Genomic DNA, 17,261 nt, shown 5'->3' on the forward strand with positions numbered 1-17,261 from the left:
TGCTTAAATGTTCCTAAAGACTATTGGGGCATTCATTACCCCCAAAAACAGCCTGAATATTAGACGCGCTTATTGATGCAATATTATGCAACGCCTCTTGAGTTAAAAATGCCTGATGGCCTGTAATAATCACATTGGGGAAGGTGGTCAGCCTCATCAGTTGATCATCGGTGATGATCTGGTCTGAAAAGTCCTCAAAGAAGAGATCGGCCTCCTCTTCGTAGACATCGATAGCCAAGCCCCCTAGACGTCCATCCTTTAGTGCACCGATGACAGCAGATGTATCTACAAGCCCACCTCGACTGGTATTGATAAGCATCGCTCCACCCTTGATATTGGCAAGAGCACTATGATCAATAATGTGATGCGTTTGCGGACTAAGCGGGCAGTGAAGTGAGATAAAATCAGACTCACTTATCAACACCGAGAGATCAACATACTCAACCCCAATATCCAGACACTCTGATGAAGGGACTGGATCATACGCGAGCACCCTACATCCAAACCCACTTAGTAGACGACAGAAGACAGTACCGATCTGCCCCGTTCCAATAACACCTACCGTTTTTCCATGTACGTCACGCCCAACTAATCCATCAAGTAGAAAATTACCTTCTCGGACACGGTTATAGGCTTTATGAAGGTGGCGATTTAGAGAGAGCATTAATGTTAGTGCGTGCTCAGCTACAGCGTAAGGTGAGTAGGCAGGCACGCGCACAATAGCAATACCTAGCTGATGCGCTACTTCCAGATCTACATTATTGAAGCCTGCACATCGAAGCGCCACAACCTTCACATCAAGAGCGACCAGCCGCTCTAAACATGCGCTATCGAGCGAATCATTTACAAAGGCTAAAACTGCAGCACTGCCTTTAGCTAGCTCAGCAGTTTTAACGTTTAGATGAACCTCTTCAAACGCCAGATCAATACCCGCATTAGTGAAAGCTTGCTCTAAATAGAGCCTCTCATCTTTACGGGTACTAAACACTGTCGCTTTCATTTTTATTCCTTAATGACTCTGCAAAGCTTAAGCGCAACCGAGACATTTCGCTACTAAAGATTCGTTGCGAATTGCAAAACCAAGGAGTAGCGTAACTCCACACAGAAAATAGGTAGTTAGAGCAATCAACATGCGCCTTAATTTCAACAACCTTCAATCAGACCTCTTCGGCGGTATCACTGCTGCTGTGGTAGCACTTCCGCTCGCACTCGCATTCGGCGTCTCATCAGGTGCAGGTCCACTTGCAGGTCTGTATGGCGCAATCTGTGTTGGTTTCTTTGCCGCACTCTTTGGTGGCACAGCGACGCAAGTATCAGGCCCAACCGGTCCAATGACTGTGGTTATGGCAGCCACGTTCACCCAATTTGCAGCATTGGATCCAGAGAATGGTATCAGTATGGCCTTCTCTGTCGTAATGCTTGGCGGCCTATTCCAGATACTTTTCGGCTACTTACGACTTGGCAACTATATAACGCTCGTGCCTTTCCCTGTGATCTCAGGATTTATGACCGGCATTGGCGCGATCATTATTTTGATTGAGCTTGGCCCCCTGCTCGGACATGAGAGCGCATCGAGCGTTAAAAGTGCGATCACTCACCTCCCGGAACAGATCGCATCACTAAATGGTTGGGCGTTACTTCTTGGCCTGGGGTCACTACTCATAATTTTTGGCTGCCCGAAATCGATTGGTAAACGCATACCACCAGCACTCCTAGCACTGATTTTGGGTTCAGTCGCATCAATACTTATGCCGGCTGACGCCCAACTCGCCGTCATCGGTGCAATCCCAACTGGGTTACCAGAGTTTCACTTACCTACCTGGCAGTTTGAACACCTTCAGGCAATGGTCTCAGCCGCAATTGTTCTGGCAGCACTGGGCTCTGTCGATTCACTTTTGACATCACTTGTAGCCGACAGCATGACCAAAACCCAACACAACTCTGACAAAGAGCTCATTGGTCAGGGGATAGGTAATCTAGTATCTGGTTTTGTTGGCGGGCTGCCTGGGGCTGGCGCCACTATGCGAACAGTAGTAAATATTCGCGCTGGCGGTAAAACCCCTATCTCAGGAGCGACTCACGCAGTCGTTCTACTGTTAATCGTCATGGGACTTGGCTCGCTTGCAGAGTCGATTCCTCACGCTGTATTGGCAGGCATATTACTCAAAGTCGGCATAGATATTATCGACTGGCCATTTATCGCTCGTCTGCATCGAGTACCACTACTGGTATCGTCACTGACACTTTTGGTGTTCGGTCTAACGGTATTCGTAGATCTCATTACCGCGGTACTGGTGGGGATGTTCATCGCCAATGTCATCACTGTAAAACGCTTAACAGAGATTCAAGTTGCCGGCATTCAAGATCTTTCAGAGCCCGAATTTGAACATACGCTTGGTCCTGTAGAACGCTATCTACTTAAACGCGAGCAAGGTCGCGTTGCACTTTATGCTTTCCACGGCCCTTTCAGCTACGCATCAAGCAAAGGGATTCGCATTCGCCTATCACGCAGGACAGATGCAGAGATCGTCATGCTCGACCTTACTGAAGTGCCGATGGTGGACGTTTCGACAGCGCTTGCAATTGAAGAGATCGTTACCGAACAACTTGGTCAGGGTCGTCAGGTTGTAATCATTGGAGCGAACAGCAGTGTTCGTAATGTCTTTGATCGACTCGACCTTCCAAAACGCCTAGGTGAAAATAGCATCTTTTCAACACGCCAAGATGCTCTTCGCGCTTACAGCGAAAAAGTAGACATTAGAAAGTAAAAAACCGCAGCTCGCAAAAGCTGCGGTTTTTTTTATTAATTAGATGAGCTCACCGGTAAGCCGGGTTCTGTCGTGGACAGTCATTCATCTAGGACTAGGATCACTCCTAGCCTCAAGCGACCTACCCGGACCTAGCGTGGGCCACGCCTAACAGGTCCCTATTTGGTCTTGCTCCGAGTGGGGTTTACCATCGCCGTGGAGTGTTGCCACCCACGCGGTGCGCTCTTACCGCACCATTTCAACCTTACCGGCAATCTTACGACTACTTAGGCGGTATACTTTCTGTTGCACTTTCCGTCGGCTCTCACCGCCCAGACGTTATCTGGCACTTTGCCCTATGGAGCCCGGACTTTCCTCCCCTTCACAAGTGAAGCGGCGACTGTCTAGTGAACTCGGCGAGAAGCATAGCACAGAGCAAATATCTCTACCTATGGTTAGTTACAGAAAGTTTTAGCCGATAAGATGTTGATAGAGCTCTTTTTTATTAGCGCCAGTAATATCAGCTGCCAACGCTGCCGCTTTTTTTGGCGGCAACTCCGCAGCTAACAACTCAAGAACACGGATTGCATCTTGCGTGAGAAGAGTCTCAACAGGTGCAGCACCCTCAACAATAACAACAAACTCACCTCGCTGCTGGTTAGCATCAGCCAACATCCACTCAATAACCGCACCAAGGGTATCGGTATGAATGGTCTCAAAGGTTTTAGTAAGCTCACGCGCTACACAGACACGACGCTGATCACCTAAAGCCTGCGCCATATCTTTTAGAGAGTCGACAATTCGGTGAGTAGACTCATAAAAAATAAGCGTCTCCTGACGATCTGCCAACGCCTCTAGCGCTTTAACCCTAGCGCCACTTTTTGCGGGCAAAAAACCGATGAATGAGAATCGATCAGAGGGCATCCCTGACGCACTTAGAGCTGCAACAAAGGCACAGCAGCCAGGAACTGGAGAAACCTCAAACCCAGCCTCTTTAACTGCGCGAACCAAAACAAATCCGGGGTCCGAAATAATTGGGGTGCCGGCATCAGAAACTAGCGCAACACTCTCACCTGCCGCCAGACGATCTATAATTAGCGAAGCACGTTGACGTTCATTGTGATCATGTACTGAAATCAGATTTGCTTTAATGTTAAAGTGCTGTAAGAGTTTACCTGAATGGCGAGTATCTTCAGCTGCGATTAAATCTACCTCTGCGAGTATCTGTTGTGCTCGCGGCGAGAGATCACCAAGATTTCCGATTGGTGTCGCTACTACATAAAGCCTAGGCGAAGACATATTGATATCCATCTGAAAAGTGTTAATTGCGTGAACTATAACATGAGCAAAGGGATCAAGCTGGTATCTGGTGTTGCGTTGCTATCTTTGGCAATTGCAGGTTGTACAGTCCAACCTAACAACACTACGAGCAACAGCACAAAAGAGGCATCGGTTACCCAACCAAAAAGTGCCGCAGATTATCTACTTCTCGCGATCCAAGAGAGAGGCAACAAAGCGGTAGAACTACGCCTAAAAGCTGCTGACATACTTATTCGCGAGAAACGTTTCACTGAAGCCGCAAACTCCTTAGCGGTTATCAATATTGCCGGCATTACACCAACACTCGCCTTCAACGTTGTGGCAACCCAAGCTAATTCACTACTCGAAAAAGGTGATGTGGTTGCAGCACTCAATCGCATGACAGACCCAGATCTACCCAAGCTATCAAATGCACAGAGTGCAGAGTTAGCGCTATTAAAAGCCAAAGCGTTTGAGCTACAAAAGAACCCACTTAGCGCAGCACTAGTATTAAGCGATACTGACAAGAATCTAGCCCTTGATCGGCAACATGATATCCACAATCGAATCTGGTCACTTTTAACCCAGGTCGACACAGAGACGCTGGTCGCCTCAAGTTTTGCAAACTATGGTTTCAACGCCCAAGGCTGGATAGAGCTAGCCTTAGCTATGCAACAAAATCACGACCTTGCCAGCCAGCAAGCGGCAATTGAAAAGTGGTTAACACTCTGGGCGACCCACCCGGCCAAGCTTAACCCACCCGATCTTTTAGCTGCTTTAATTAGTGCAGACTTAGTTACGGCAGAACGCATCTTGGTCGCACTCCCTTTCAGCGGCGCACTTAAAGAGCCAGCTCGCATCATAAGCGAAGGCATTATTGCCGAGTTGAAGTTACGCGAGAGCAAAGGGTTAACTGCTCCAGAGTTGCAGATGATTGATACGGAGCAGTTAAGCTCCGCAGATGATTTGGTCAAGCACGCCGAGGCGATGAAAGCAGATTTAGTCATTGGCCCCTTAAGGGGTAAATTGATCGATCAGCTCGCAAAACGAAATGATCTGGCAATCCCATTTATCAGTTTTAACCAAACTGATCTCACCACTGACAACCTTTTTGAGTTAGACCTAGGCTCCGACCAAGATATAAACGAGGTTGTTGCTCGCGCCTCGATCGAGGGACACAAACAGTTTGCGCTAATCACCCCTGCAGCAACCTGGGGCGCACGACTCGCCGATGATTACAAAGCAGCTATCGAAGCCTCTGGAGGAGAGATCATTACGGCCCTGAGTTACGAAGTTAACCCTGAACTCTCTAATCAGGTTTCAGCACTTCTAAATACCGATAAGAGTGCTGGACGACATAAAGCCATACGCGATGCGCTCGGTGAAAAAGTTGAATTTGATGAGCGCCCGCGCCGCGATATAGATGCGATACTCATCACAGCGCTACCTAGTGATGCACGCCAAATTGCACCAATGATCGCCTTTCACTTTGCCGGCGACTACCCGATCTACGCAAGCTCACATCTGTTTCAGGGTGATTTTAATCCAAGTCGTGATGTCGACCTAAACAATGTCCAATTTGCAGACATTCCTTGGTTAGTCAATCCAACCGGTGAACTGAATCGTTCACTAACACTGGAACGCCCAGACACAGCATCTCGTTTAGGACGCCTTTATGCGTTGGGATCTGACGCAGTTAGAGTCTACCCCTACCTAACGCAGCTTAAGAGCTCTCCATTAGTGACCATTCAAGGTGAAACAGGCGCATTGAGCTTAACTTCAACTAACCGTTTCAAACGTACACTCACCTGGGCAAAATTTGAGCAAGGCACTCCCCTATTACTAGGCGCCCCTAAAATACCCGTTGAGCCCCTTAGTCTTCAATCTGAGCAAACGAGTCAAACTGAACTAAACTGATATCCATAGCATTCAAGGAGGAGTGCATGGATAGAGCAAAAATTGGCAGCGAAGCCGAACATCAGGCTGAACACTTTCTTAAGGCACAAGGGCTTAAATTGATAGCTCGAAATAGCCGATCACGATTCGGTGAAATCGATCTGATTATGCAAGCCAACTCAACCCTAGTGTTCATCGAAGTTCGCAAGCGCACACACCGTAAATATGGCGGTGCAGCTGCATCGGTAGATTTTAGAAAACAGCGGAAATTGATCCAAACAGCAAGGTTTTGGTTAGCTAATAATTACCGATATCAAAACCACAACTGTCGCTTTGATGTGATTGCTATTGAATCTAATGGCGAGATCCCTCGCTGTATATGGTATAAAGACGCCTTCAGACCAGAATAGTCGATCAGTATGGAATTGGAAGAGCGCATCATTAACCAGTTGCACACCTCACTTGGTGTCAGCGCACAAACTATAGAGCACTATGCACCGATCATTGCCGATGCATCAGAGCTACTTATGCAGTGCTTAATGGCTGAAGGCAAAGTCCTTACAGCCGGCAATGGTGCTGGCCAGTCCCTAGCAAGCTACTTAACAACGCTTCTAATGCAGCGATTTCGCCATGAGCGCCCCGGCCTACCGGCCCTTACCCTAGGCTCAGACATGGGCCTTACTAGCGGTACTGCAGAGGAATCTGGTTTTGTAGCTTCCTACGCTCGACAGATACAGGCATTAGGCCAGCCGGGTGACCTACTGGTATTAATATCCTCTTCAGGTAAAGACCGTAACCTTGTTCAAGCTATTCAAGCTGCGCATGAACGTGAAATGTCTGTGATTGCGATTACAGCTCGAGATGGTGGCGACGTCACTTCCCTGCTTGTACCTCAAGAGATTGAGATATGCATACCCGCCGATGATGAACCAGCTATCCATCTAGCGCAGATGCTAACGATTCACTGTTTAATTGATCTTGTTGAATTCCAACTTTTCGGAGCCTAACCAGCATGAAAAAACTGTTTATTCCACTACTTGTTACCTCTACTCTTCTTACAGGCTGTTCACAAATTGTCAGCTCGGCACGCGAAGAGCCAATTCGTGAAGACTTAGGCAATCGCACCCTGGGTAATGTCATCGAAGATGAGGCGATTGAGCTTAAGGTCATGGTTAACATCAGCAAAGGCTCTGCACCACTTGCTCAATCACATATCAATGTAGATAGCTTCAATGGACAGGTACTGCTGACAGGCCAGGTTCCAAATGAGAACGTGCGCCAAGAAGCTGAACAGGTTGTAAGTCAGACCCGCGAAGTAAAACGCATTCATAACGAACTTGAAGTTGCAGGCCCTACATCAACCATCGTACGTAGCAACGATATCTATCTAACAAGCCGCGTTAAGCTAAAGCTACTCGCTGATAAGAGCGTAGAGGGCATTCGCATTAAAGTGACAACAGAGAACGGCGTTGTGTACTTGATGGGCTTAGTGGGCCAAGAAGAGGCAGATCGTGCAATTGAGTTGATTCGTGAAGTACCTGGCGTGCAGCGCATTGTTAAAGTGTTCGAATACGTACCACTTTAAATTCAACTCACTAAAAAAGGGCCTGACGGGCCCTTTCTTTATTTAAGTCAGAGTACTACTTCACTACTCGCAAACCCGGACGATTAAATGCTTTAGGCTTAGACTCAGTTTTAGAGTCAGAATTAGCCACAGTAGTTACACCTTCATCCCCATCACCGCCATTATGCGCGCGCTCAAGAGCTAAGTTTAATGGCTCAGCACCTGGCTCCATGCCGAATCCCATACCAACACCACTCTCTCTTGCGAATATTGCAAGGATGGAGGCCATCGGAAGATAGACTGCGGTTGGCTGACCCGCAAAGCGAGCATTAAAACTGATTGCTTCGTTATCAATGTGCAGATCACGAACAGCACCAGGGGCAATATTCAGGGTAATCTGACCATCGTTAACAAACTGCTGCGGCACATCGGTATCTTTAACCAACGAATCAACAGCAACATGAGGTGTGAGGTCATTATCCAAGAGCCACTCATAGAGGGCTCTTAGAAGGTATGCACGACTTGGCGTGATGTCTGACACGTCTTACTCGCGGATTTCGCGCTCAGCTTCAGAGAGCGACTCTTGGAATGCTTCACGATCAAATAGGCGATCCATGTAAGCCAGAAGGTGCTTACACTGCGCTTCTGGAAGCTCGATCCCCATCGCTGGCAAACGCCATAGAATTGGAGCAATGCAACAATCAACAAGAGAGAACTCTTCACTCATAAAGTAAGGCTTCTCTGCGAAGATTGGCGATACAGCTACAAGACTGTCACGAAGCTCTTTGCGAGATGTCTCAATCTCATCTTCAGATGCTTCGCCACGCAGAATAATATCTGCATGCTTAGACCAATCACGCTGAATACGGTAGATGTATAGACGGCTCTCCGCACGTGCTACAGGATAAACCGGTAGAAGTGGCGGATGAGGAAAACGCTCATCTAGGTACTCCATCATGACGCTAGGCTCAAAAAGCACAAGCTCACGATCAAGGAGGGTTGGAAGGCTGTTGTATGGATTCAGTGCAGCGACATCCTCTGGCAACTCTTCATCCTGACACTCTACGATATCAACCGCTACGCCCTTCTCAGCAAGAACGATGCGAACGCGATGACTGTATTGATCGCTACCATCAGAGAAAAAGGTCATTGAAGAACGTTTAGCAACCACGCCCATCTAGTACTCCCAAAATTTACTTATCTATAAACGAAAAAAATCTACGCGCCTCAACTGAAGCGCGTAGAAGTTGTAATGTAGCAGAAACGGTGCTTTTAGTGTACGTCTTTCCAATATTCTTTCTTCAGCGCGAATGCTACGAAGAAGAATAGGAATAGGAAAATAAGTACTTTAGTACCAAGACTTTCAGATTCAGCACGAGATGGCTCAGCCACGTAAGCCATGTAGTTCACGAGATCGTATACAACCTTATCGAACTCAGCTGGGTCAAGTGCGCCCGTACCCTTATCAACCGAAAGACAACCCGCTTTCTGTAAACCTGTCAGAGGATCGATGTCACCCGCTGTTCCCTTATGAAGAAGCTCTTCATGCGAACAACGAAGTGAAACCTTACCCTGAAGGTCTTCAAGAACGTTTGGCATACCAACGTCTTTGAACACAGCGTTGTTTACACCCCATGGACGCGAAGAGTCTTTGTAGAAACTGCGTAGGTACGTGTAAACCCAGTCTGCGCCACGAAGACGAGTTTCAAGAGTTAGATCTGGTGGTGGGTTACCGAAGAAAACTTTTGCATCAGCCGCTGGCATTGCAATAGTCATCTGTTCACCGATCTTCTTATCACCAAAGATAAGATTCTCTTCAACTAGGTTTGCTGGAATACCGATATCCGTAGCTGAACGCTCGTAACGCTGGTATTGAGCTGAGTGACAACCCATACAACGGTTCACGAATGTCGCCATACCACGCTGCAATGAAGCAGTGTTAGTGCGGTCCAACTCGATATGATCTAGAGGCATAGCTGCACCACCTGCTGCAAAAACAACAGACGGTACCAGTGCCAAAACGATAGCAATCAATGACTTTTTCATTAGCCTGTCACCCTTTCTGGAACTGGTTTAGTTTTCTCCATGCGTGTGTACCATGGCATCAACAGGAAGAATGCAAAGTAGAGCGCAGTACAGATCTGCGCCACAAGCGTACGACCTGGAGTTGCTGGAATAGCACCAAGCACACCAAGAATCACGAAACAGATCGCGAATACAAGCAACCAAACTTTAGACAACCAGCCTTTGTAGCGGATTGACTTAACTGGACTACGATCTAGCCAAGGCAGTACGAATAGGATTGCAATTGCCGCACCCATTGCTACTACACCCCAAAACTTAGCATCAAGACCAAATAGCGGGAATGTGATCGCACGAAGAATCGCGTAGAACGGCGTGAAGTACCATACCGGAGCGATGTGATCTGGTGTTTTCAGCGGGTTCGCAGGTTCAAAGTTTGGCTTCTCTAGGAAGTAACCACCACCCTCTGGGAAGAAGAATACAATCGTACAGAAGACAAAGAAGAAGACCACAACACCAACAATGTCTTTAACAGTGTAGTAAGGGTGGAATGGGATACCATCGAGTGGAATACCGTTCTCATCTTTCTTATCTTTGATCTCAACGCCATCTGGGTTGTTTGAACCCACTTCGTGAAGCGCGATGATGTGGAGAACCACAAGACCTAGAATCACGATAGGTAGCGCAACAACGTGCAGTGCAAAGAAACGGTTTAGCGTAATACCAGAGATCAGGAAGTCACCACGAATCCACTGCTGCAGATCTGGACCAATCACCGGAATTGCGCCGAAAAGCGATACAATTACCTGCGCACCCCAGTATGACATCTGCCCCCATGGAAGTAGGTATCCCATGAACGCTTCAGCCATTAGAGCTAGGTAAATTGTCATACCGAAAAGCCATACAAGCTCGCGCGGCTTACGGTACGAGCCGTACATCATGCCACGGAACATATGCAGGTAGACAACCACGAAGAAGGCAGATGCACCGGTAGAGTGTAGGTAGCGAAGTAGCCAGCCATACTCAACATCACGCATGATGTATTCAACAGATGCGAACGCACCCTCTGCAGATGGGTTGTAGCTCATTGTTAGCCAGATACCTGTTACGATCTGGTTAACCAGAACAAGTAGCGCTAGTGAGCCAAAGAAGTACCAAAAGTTAAAGTTTTTTGGTGCGTAGTATTTAGCAAGGTGATCGTCCCACATAGCGGTCGCTGGGAAACGATCATCGATCCAACCCATGAAACCTGGGTTACCCTTATTGCGTGAACCAGCCATTATGCAGTCTCCGTATCTACGCCGATAACAAGCGTGTTGTCGTCATCGTATTTGTGAGGCGGAATCACCAAGTTAGTTGGTGCAGGAACGCCTTTGAACACACGACCAGAAAGGTCGAAACGAGAACCGTGACATGGACAGAAGAAACCACCCAACCAATCAGCACCTAGATCTTCTGGAGCCACTTCTGGACGGTAAGATGGCGAACATCCCAAGTGAGTACAGATACCAACCATAACCATAAACTCTGGACGCAATGAGCGTGCAGCGCTTGATGGCACGTAATCCGGCTGCTGAGGTTTCTCAGAGCTTGGATCCGCTAGGCGATCGCTAAGTTTTTCTAGATTTGCCAGCGCTTCCGCAGTACGACGTACAACCCATACAGGTTTACCACGCCACTCTACGATCATCTGCTGACCAGGCTCGAGCTTACTGATATCCGCTTTTACAGGTGCGCCAGCAGCTTTTGCTTTTGCACTCGGATTCCAGGAAGCGACGAAAGGAACGGCTACTCCGACTGTACCCACTGCACCCATTGCAGATGTGGCACCAATCAGAAGCTTACGCCGGCCTTTATTCACGCCGTCATTGCTCATCAACTACTCTCCCTAATATCGCCCTTCAGAGGGATCACCTCATCGAGACGGAGCGAAATGAAACAGAACTTCCGTTTACGAAGGGTCTAAATCAATACAATTTAGCCCAGGTAATTGGCGCAGAATGATAAAGAAATAGCCCTATTTTTTCAATGTAGATAAGCTGATCTGAAGCAGCTAATAGTCTTACTTACTGTGAATTTACGATACCAATATCTCATAACGATATAACAAAAAAGCCCAGACTCTTTCGAGGCTGGGCTTTCTTTTGCTGCAATGCAGCGAAACGGATTAACGTTTCGAGAACTGTGGACGTTTACGTGCTTTACGTAGACCCACTTTCTTACGCTCAACTTCACGAGCGTCGCGAGTAACGAAACCAGCCTGACGTAGTGAAGGACGTAGAGTCTCATCGTACTCCATAAGAGCGCGAGTGATACCGTGACGAATCGCACCAGCCTGACCGAAGCCACCGCCGCCAGTTACAGTCACGTATACATCGAACTTCTCAGCAGTTTCAGTCAACTGAAGTGGCTGCATAACGATCATACGTGCAGTTTCACGACCGAAGTACTGCTCAAGAGTACGGTTGTTAATTGAGATAGAACCAGTGCCTGGACGTAGGAATACGCGAGCAGTGGAAGTTTTGCGACGGCCAGTGCCGTAGTACTGAGTAGAAGCCATTATTCGCTTTCCCCTTAGATAGTCAGTTCTTTAGGCTGCTGAGCAGTGTGCGGGTGGTTAGCACCAGCGTACACTTTCAGTTTGCCGTACATCGCGCGGCCTAGCGGGCCTTTTGGAAGCATGCCTTTAACAGCTAGCTCAATAGTGCGCTCAGGGAAAGTTTCGACCATCTTCTGGAAGTTAGCTTCCTTAAGACCGCCTGGGAAACCTGTGTGACGGTAGTACATTTTGTCGTTACGCTTGTTACCAGTTACAGCAACTTTTTCAGCGTTAACAACTACGATGTAGTCGCCAGTATCAACGTGCGGAGTGTATTCCGGCTTATGCTTGCCGCGTAGACGACGAGCGATTTCAGTTGCTAGACGACCAAGAGTTTTACCCTCTGCGTCAACAACGTACCAGTCGCGTTTTACTTCGGCTGGTTTAGCACTAACAGTGTATGACATTGTCTTTTTCCTACTATAAGTCTCGAATCAAAATCGAGGATGAATTCCGACTTACCTTATAATTATTCGTTGTGTGGTAATCACAACCTTCATTCCGCAATTAGCGGAGCGCGGATTATACAGGAAATTAAACGAGAAAAACCAGCTTAAATTTCAATTATTCCTGGGTAAATAGAAGCGTTGCTTTCAGCTCCGGAAAGACGCCAAGAGAGTCGTGTCAGGCTGAAGCCAGACACAGGGACAATGCAGATAGAACACACCGGTGACAGGCCTTCAGCCCCTCAACCGCTATAGAATTACGCTCGATGCTCGCGAGCAAGGTACTCAGTCGACTGCATCTCTAGCAGACGACTCTTAGTACGCTCGATCTCAAACTCGAGACGTCCCTCGGTGTATAGATCGTAGATAGAGACCTCCGCCGAGATGATCAACTTCACGCCACTGTCGTAAAATTCATCAACAAGGTTAATAAAACGACGAGTCGCATCATCTCGCGAGCGCCCTAGCTGCGGCACATTACTAATCAACACTGCATGGTAGAGCTTAGACAATTCAATGTAGTCGTTCTGTGAACGAGGACCTTCACACAACACAGAGAAGTCGAACCAGATCACATCTTCACACGCTTTGCGTGCGATTAGCATTCGGTTATTCACCTCGATAGCGATATTCTCTTCTAACTCTTCTAGATCAGGTGCCAAGCTATTAAAGCTGCGCTCCAACGAGAGGTCCGCCTCCGCATCTAGAGGATAGTGGTAGAGTTCAGCCTGCTCTAATGCACGAAGTCGGTAATCGATACCGCTATCAACATTAACCACTTCCGTAAAACGGTTAAGTAGCGCGATTGCGGGTAAGAAGCGAGCACGTTGCAAGCCATTCTCATATAACCCATCCGGAACAATATTCGATGTCGCCACCAAACTAACACCACGTTTAAACAGCTCTTGAAGCAGACTTCCCAATATCATCGCATCGGTAATATCAGTAACAAAGAACTCATCGAAACAGATAACCCGTGCCTCTTTTGAGTACTTTTCAGCAATCACAGGCAATGGGTTTTTTGTTCCATCCAATGCTTTCAGTTCAGCATGGACACGCTGCATAAAACGGTGAAAGTGGGTGCGCATTTTTCGTTCAAATGGCAGGGTGTCATAGAAGGTATCCATGAGGTAGGTCTTACCGCGACCAACACCACCCCAAAAGTAGAGACCTTTAACCGGCTCAACCTCAGTTTTAGAGATCTTCTCTTTAAGACGGCCAAATAGGCCTGCTGATGGCTTAGACTCAACGGCTACAAGCTCATCATAGAGACGCTGCAGATGGTTTACTGCCATCTCTTGCGTTGCATCATATGAGAAGTCGTCGCGTTCCAAGTCCTTTTTGTAGCGCGCTAATGGTGTGGTCATCTGAAACTACCCTAGATTAATCCCTCAGGAGGCGGGCACTTTACTTCTCTTAGCCAAGGATTTCAATTCACCCAACGCCTACCATTATCGGCAACAGGAATGCTGTAAATAGACCAGTCAGACCCATCGCCAGACCCGCAAATGCGCCAGCAACCGCACCCACCTCGAGCGCAACAGCCGTTCCAAAGCCATGCGAGGTAAGCCCAAGGACAAATCCTCGAGTCGCTTGGTCTTCAATTTTTAGATATTTCAAAACAACCGGCACCATCATAGATCCGCTCACACCAGTCACTAAAACCAATGCAGCAGAGAGCGACGGCAGCCCGCCAATTTTTTCAGCGATACCCAAAGCGATGGGTGAAGTCACAGATTTAGGCGCTACCGACATCATGGTCTCAAAGCGCGCACCAAGCAGCCAAGCTATCGTCACGGCCGATATTGAGGCCACTACCGCCCCAGTTGCACAGGAGAAGAGAATCGGAATCCAACGACGCTTAATCTCATCAAAGTGCTCATACATGGGAATTGCCAACGCCACGGTCGCAGGCCCAAGTAGAAAGTGAATAAACTGAGCACCCGAAAAGTATGTCTCATACTCAGTATCAGTGATCAGTAGCAGTGAAATAAGCACAACCATACTCAACATCACAGGATGCAAGACAGCAGCTCTATTTAAGCGCTGATAGATAGCATTACTGATTGTAAACACTGCCAGAGTTACAACAATCCAAAGCAGTGGACGGGCCGCAAAATAGACCCAAAAGTCAGTTGTCATTAACATACCTAAACCCTCTATGCCCTCTACACGTTCAACTTACCTGAGACTCTTAACGCTTTACCGCTCTCATTAACCAACGAAACATCAATGCAGTCACTACTGCCGCTAGCAAGGTACTGAAGATTAAAGCCAGTAAAATGATCCACCACTCCTTTGCTAGAAGATCAAAGTGCAGCACCAGCCCCACTCCTGCAGGTACAAACAACAGTGAAAGGTTAGTTAATAACCCACTAGAGACATTTCGAACTGAATCAGGAATACGCCCAATTAGAAGCAATCCAATCAACAGAAACACCAATCCAAGTACTGGCCCAGGTAGAGGAAGACCGAGCAACACAACAATCAACTCTCCTATCAACTGGCAGCCTAAAATAATTAGAAAACCCAGAATCATCACATCCCCCATTAAACTGTATAAAAATGACTTTAATAACTAACAACCTAAATATCAGCCTAACACAAAGGTTAAATCCAAATTGTGAAATGCATTTCGCATTACGAATCTTTAAGGCAATAAAAAACCCCGCTCGCTTTCGCAATACGGGGTTCTTAGTTCTAACAAATAGTTAGAGTAGAAGACGGCGAATGTCTGATAGAAGACCATTCAGCTCAGTCAGGAATCGACCCGCATCACCACCATTGATAGCACGGTGGTCGTACGACAAGCAGAGTGGAAGCATCAAGCGAGGCTCAAACTCTTTACCATTCCAACGAGGTTGAATATCCGCTTTAGAGACACCCAAAATAGCGACTTCAGGAGCATTAACGATTGGTGTAAAGCCTTTACCACCGATACCACCAAGACTTGAGATTGTAAAACACGCACCCTGCATCTCATTTGGTTTCAGCTTGCGATCCTTAGCCTTACCTGCCAACTCGTTTGCCTCATTAGAGATCTCATAAACGCTCTTCTTATCAGCATCTTTGATAACAGGCACCATCAGACCATTAGGCGTATCAACTGCAATACCGATATTCACATATTTCTTGAAGACAATATGCTCACCATCCGCATCAAGTGACGCATTAAACTTCTGGTGACGCGTTAAACAGATCGCCGCAGCTTTGATGAGGAATGGAAGCGGAGTGAGCTTAACGCCCTGCTTCGCTGCTTCATCTTTCATCTCTTTGCGGAATGCTTCAAGTTCAGTGATATCAGCATCATCAAATTGAGTAACGTGCGGAATGTTGAGCCAGCAACGAGACATATTGTCACGAGTAACCTTATCAATCTTGCTGAGCTTAACCTTCTCGATTTCACCAAACTTGCTGAAATCAACAGCAGGAATAGCTGGGATACCGCTACCACCTGTTACCGCACCAGAAGGTGCAGACTCAAGTTTCTGCAACGCACCCTTAACGTAGTTCTGCACATCCTGCTTGATGATACGACCCTTACGACCCGTACCTGGAACCTTAGCAAGATCAACACCAAACTCACGCGCGATAGCACGCACAGCCGGGCCTGCATGAGCTGATTTGTTGCGCTGATCCAACGCAACCAGATCCGCCACAGGGGCTGCCGCCTTAGCAGGAGCTGCTGCAGGTGCAGTAGGTGCAGCTGCCGCAGTAGCAGCCGCAACAGGTGCTGAAGCAGTAGCTGGAGCAGAACCTACAACTTCCAACTCAATAAGAAGATCGCCCTCATTCACCTTATCCCCCTCTTTAATGAGAAGAGATTTAATGACGCCACCCTTAGGTGCAGGCACTTCCATTGATGCTTTATCAGTCTCAAGAGCAATCAGACCATCGCCTTCTGCTATGGTATCACCCACTTTCACCATCACCTCAATGACATCAACATCCGTTGCGCCACTTAGGTCTGGAATAAGAACTTTCTCAACACCACCCGCTACAACAGGCGCTGCTGGTGCTGCACTAGCAGCAGGTGCAGATTCAGCTACCGGCGCAGCCGCATCCGCATCCGCAGCAGAACCCGCAACTTCTAGTTCAAGCAACAGATCACCCTCATTCACCTTATCTCCCTCTTTTATAGAGATCGATTTGATGACGCCAGTCGCTGATGAAGGAACCTCCATTGAGGCCTTATCAGTCTCTAGCGTAATGAGGCTATCGCCTTCTGATACGCTATCGCCAACCTTAACAAGCACTTCAATGACATCGACATCTGAAGCACCACTTAGGTCAGGAATAAGAACAGTTTCAATACCGCCAGACACTGCAGGGGCAGCAGCGACCTCAGTAACAACTGGCGCTGTTTCAGCGGCAGCAGGCGCAGCCGCTTCAGCAGGTGCTGGTGCAGCCGCATCGCTAGAGGTGATCTCCATTAGAAGATCACCTTCGTTAACAGTATCACCCTCTTTAATAGCAAAAGAGACGATAGTTCCACTGTACGGAGAAGGCACTTCCATAGAAGCCTTATCCGTTTCCAGTGTAATGAGGCTATCGCCCTCAGCTACGGTGTCACCAACTTTAACCAGCACCTCAATAACATCAACATCTGATGCACCGCTTAGGTCTGGGATCGTTACAGTAATTGTGCTCACGATTATCTCCTTACGAATCCTTCCGAGTTCTCAACC

The 17,261-nt window shown here is 47.6% G+C and carries 18 protein-coding genes and 1 other RNA gene; 5 read left to right on the forward strand and 14 right to left on the reverse strand.

Annotated elements, in window-relative coordinates:
* Positions 1 to 13: 13 nt before the first annotated feature.
* A complete protein-coding gene (locus tag HH196_RS05870; protein WP_169451224.1) occupies positions 14 to 1,000 on the reverse strand; it encodes a 2-hydroxyacid dehydrogenase in 987 nt (328 codons plus the stop codon).
* 130 nt (positions 1,001 to 1,130) lie between these two features.
* Here HH196_RS05870 and HH196_RS05875 point away from each other — a divergent pair, with 130 nt between their 5' ends.
* Entirely contained in the window at positions 1,131 to 2,768 is a 1,638-nt protein-coding gene (locus HH196_RS05875; protein ID WP_169451225.1) for a SulP family inorganic anion transporter, read from the forward strand.
* Between the two features lie 40 nt (positions 2,769 to 2,808).
* On the opposite strand, the gene rnpB is transcribed toward HH196_RS05875, so the two are convergent.
* Together rnpB and rsmI are read right to left on the reverse strand one after the other, a co-directional pair.
* Positions 2,809 to 3,163: RNase P RNA component class A (rnpB, locus tag HH196_RS05880), an RNA gene on the reverse strand.
* A gap of 55 nt (positions 3,164 to 3,218) precedes the next feature.
* The gene (gene rsmI, locus HH196_RS05885) at positions 3,219 to 4,046 is read right to left on the reverse strand and encodes a 16S rRNA (cytidine(1402)-2'-O)-methyltransferase (protein ID WP_169451226.1); all 828 of its coding nucleotides are present in this window, start codon (positions 4,044 to 4,046) and stop codon (positions 3,219 to 3,221) included.
* Positions 4,047 to 4,088: 42 nt separating this feature from the next.
* Here rsmI and HH196_RS05890 point away from each other — a divergent pair, with 42 nt between their 5' ends.
* The 4 genes from HH196_RS05890 to HH196_RS05905 are packed head-to-tail and all read left to right on the forward strand — an operon-like array spanning position 4,089 to position 7,527.
* Entirely contained in the window at positions 4,089 to 5,963 is a 1,875-nt protein-coding gene (locus tag HH196_RS05890; RefSeq protein ID WP_169451227.1) for a penicillin-binding protein activator, read from the forward strand.
* Positions 5,964 to 5,989: 26 nt separating this feature from the next.
* Positions 5,990 to 6,352 (forward strand): YraN family protein, encoded by a 363-nt coding sequence (locus HH196_RS05895; protein ID WP_169451228.1) that lies wholly within the window; start codon positions 5,990 to 5,992, stop codon positions 6,350 to 6,352.
* Between the two features lie 9 nt (positions 6,353 to 6,361).
* Positions 6,362 to 6,949, forward strand: a complete 588-nt coding sequence (locus tag HH196_RS05900) for an SIS domain-containing protein (protein WP_169451229.1) — start codon at positions 6,362 to 6,364, stop codon at positions 6,947 to 6,949.
* 5 nt (positions 6,950 to 6,954) lie between these two features.
* Positions 6,955 to 7,527 (forward strand): BON domain-containing protein, encoded by a 573-nt coding sequence (locus HH196_RS05905; protein ID WP_169451230.1) that lies wholly within the window; start codon positions 6,955 to 6,957, stop codon positions 7,525 to 7,527.
* Between the two features lie 55 nt (positions 7,528 to 7,582).
* Here the strand turns inward: HH196_RS05905 and HH196_RS05910 are convergent, their stop codons facing one another.
* The 11 genes from HH196_RS05910 to aceF all read right to left on the reverse strand — a co-directional run bounded on the left by HH196_RS05910 (position 7,583) and on the right by aceF (position 17,225).
* Positions 7,583 to 8,047, reverse strand: coding sequence for a ClpXP protease specificity-enhancing factor (locus HH196_RS05910; RefSeq protein ID WP_169451231.1), 465 nt, complete (start codon positions 8,045 to 8,047; stop codon positions 7,583 to 7,585).
* Between the two features lie 3 nt (positions 8,048 to 8,050).
* Positions 8,051 to 8,683 carry a glutathione S-transferase N-terminal domain-containing protein gene (locus tag HH196_RS05915; RefSeq protein WP_169451232.1) on the reverse strand — a complete coding sequence of 211 codons (633 nt, stop codon included), beginning with the start codon at positions 8,681 to 8,683 and terminating at the stop codon, positions 8,051 to 8,053.
* Between the two features lie 95 nt (positions 8,684 to 8,778).
* Entirely contained in the window at positions 8,779 to 9,552 is a 774-nt protein-coding gene (locus tag HH196_RS05920; protein WP_169451233.1) for a cytochrome c1, read from the reverse strand.
* The gene (locus HH196_RS05925) at positions 9,552 to 10,808 is read right to left on the reverse strand and encodes a cytochrome bc complex cytochrome b subunit (RefSeq protein ID WP_169451234.1); all 1,257 of its coding nucleotides are present in this window, start codon (positions 10,806 to 10,808) and stop codon (positions 9,552 to 9,554) included. Before HH196_RS05925 ends, HH196_RS05920 begins: the two co-directional genes overlap by 1 nt.
* Positions 10,808 to 11,404 carry a ubiquinol-cytochrome c reductase iron-sulfur subunit gene (petA, locus tag HH196_RS05930; protein ID WP_169451235.1) on the reverse strand — a complete coding sequence of 199 codons (597 nt, stop codon included), beginning with the start codon at positions 11,402 to 11,404 and terminating at the stop codon, positions 10,808 to 10,810. Before petA ends, HH196_RS05925 begins: the two co-directional genes overlap by 1 nt.
* Positions 11,405 to 11,695: 291 nt before the next feature.
* Entirely contained in the window at positions 11,696 to 12,088 is a 393-nt protein-coding gene (gene rpsI, locus HH196_RS05935; protein WP_169451236.1) for a 30S ribosomal protein S9, read from the reverse strand.
* Between the two features lie 14 nt (positions 12,089 to 12,102).
* On the reverse strand, positions 12,103 to 12,534 hold the full coding sequence (rplM, locus tag HH196_RS05940) for a 50S ribosomal protein L13 (RefSeq protein WP_169451237.1): 432 nt from the start codon (positions 12,532 to 12,534) through the stop codon (positions 12,103 to 12,105).
* 296 nt (positions 12,535 to 12,830) lie between these two features.
* Complete coding sequence (gene zapE, locus HH196_RS05945) at positions 12,831 to 13,940, reverse strand: cell division protein ZapE (protein WP_169451238.1); 1,110 nt, start codon at positions 13,938 to 13,940, stop codon at positions 12,831 to 12,833.
* A gap of 67 nt (positions 13,941 to 14,007) precedes the next feature.
* The gene (locus HH196_RS05950; protein WP_169451239.1) at positions 14,008 to 14,715 is read right to left on the reverse strand and encodes an LrgB family protein; all 708 of its coding nucleotides are present in this window, start codon (positions 14,713 to 14,715) and stop codon (positions 14,008 to 14,010) included.
* A gap of 52 nt (positions 14,716 to 14,767) precedes the next feature.
* On the reverse strand, positions 14,768 to 15,112 hold the full coding sequence (locus HH196_RS05955) for a CidA/LrgA family protein (RefSeq protein WP_169451240.1): 345 nt from the start codon (positions 15,110 to 15,112) through the stop codon (positions 14,768 to 14,770).
* A gap of 172 nt (positions 15,113 to 15,284) precedes the next feature.
* Positions 15,285 to 17,225 (reverse strand): dihydrolipoyllysine-residue acetyltransferase, encoded by a 1,941-nt coding sequence (gene aceF, locus HH196_RS05960; protein WP_169451241.1) that lies wholly within the window; start codon positions 17,223 to 17,225, stop codon positions 15,285 to 15,287.
* Positions 17,226 to 17,261 lie beyond the last annotated feature (36 nt).

The sequence above is a fragment of the Marinobacterium sp. LSUCC0821 genome, from assembly GCF_012848475.1.
Taxonomy (GTDB): domain Bacteria; phylum Pseudomonadota; class Gammaproteobacteria; order Pseudomonadales; family Balneatricaceae; genus Marinobacterium_E.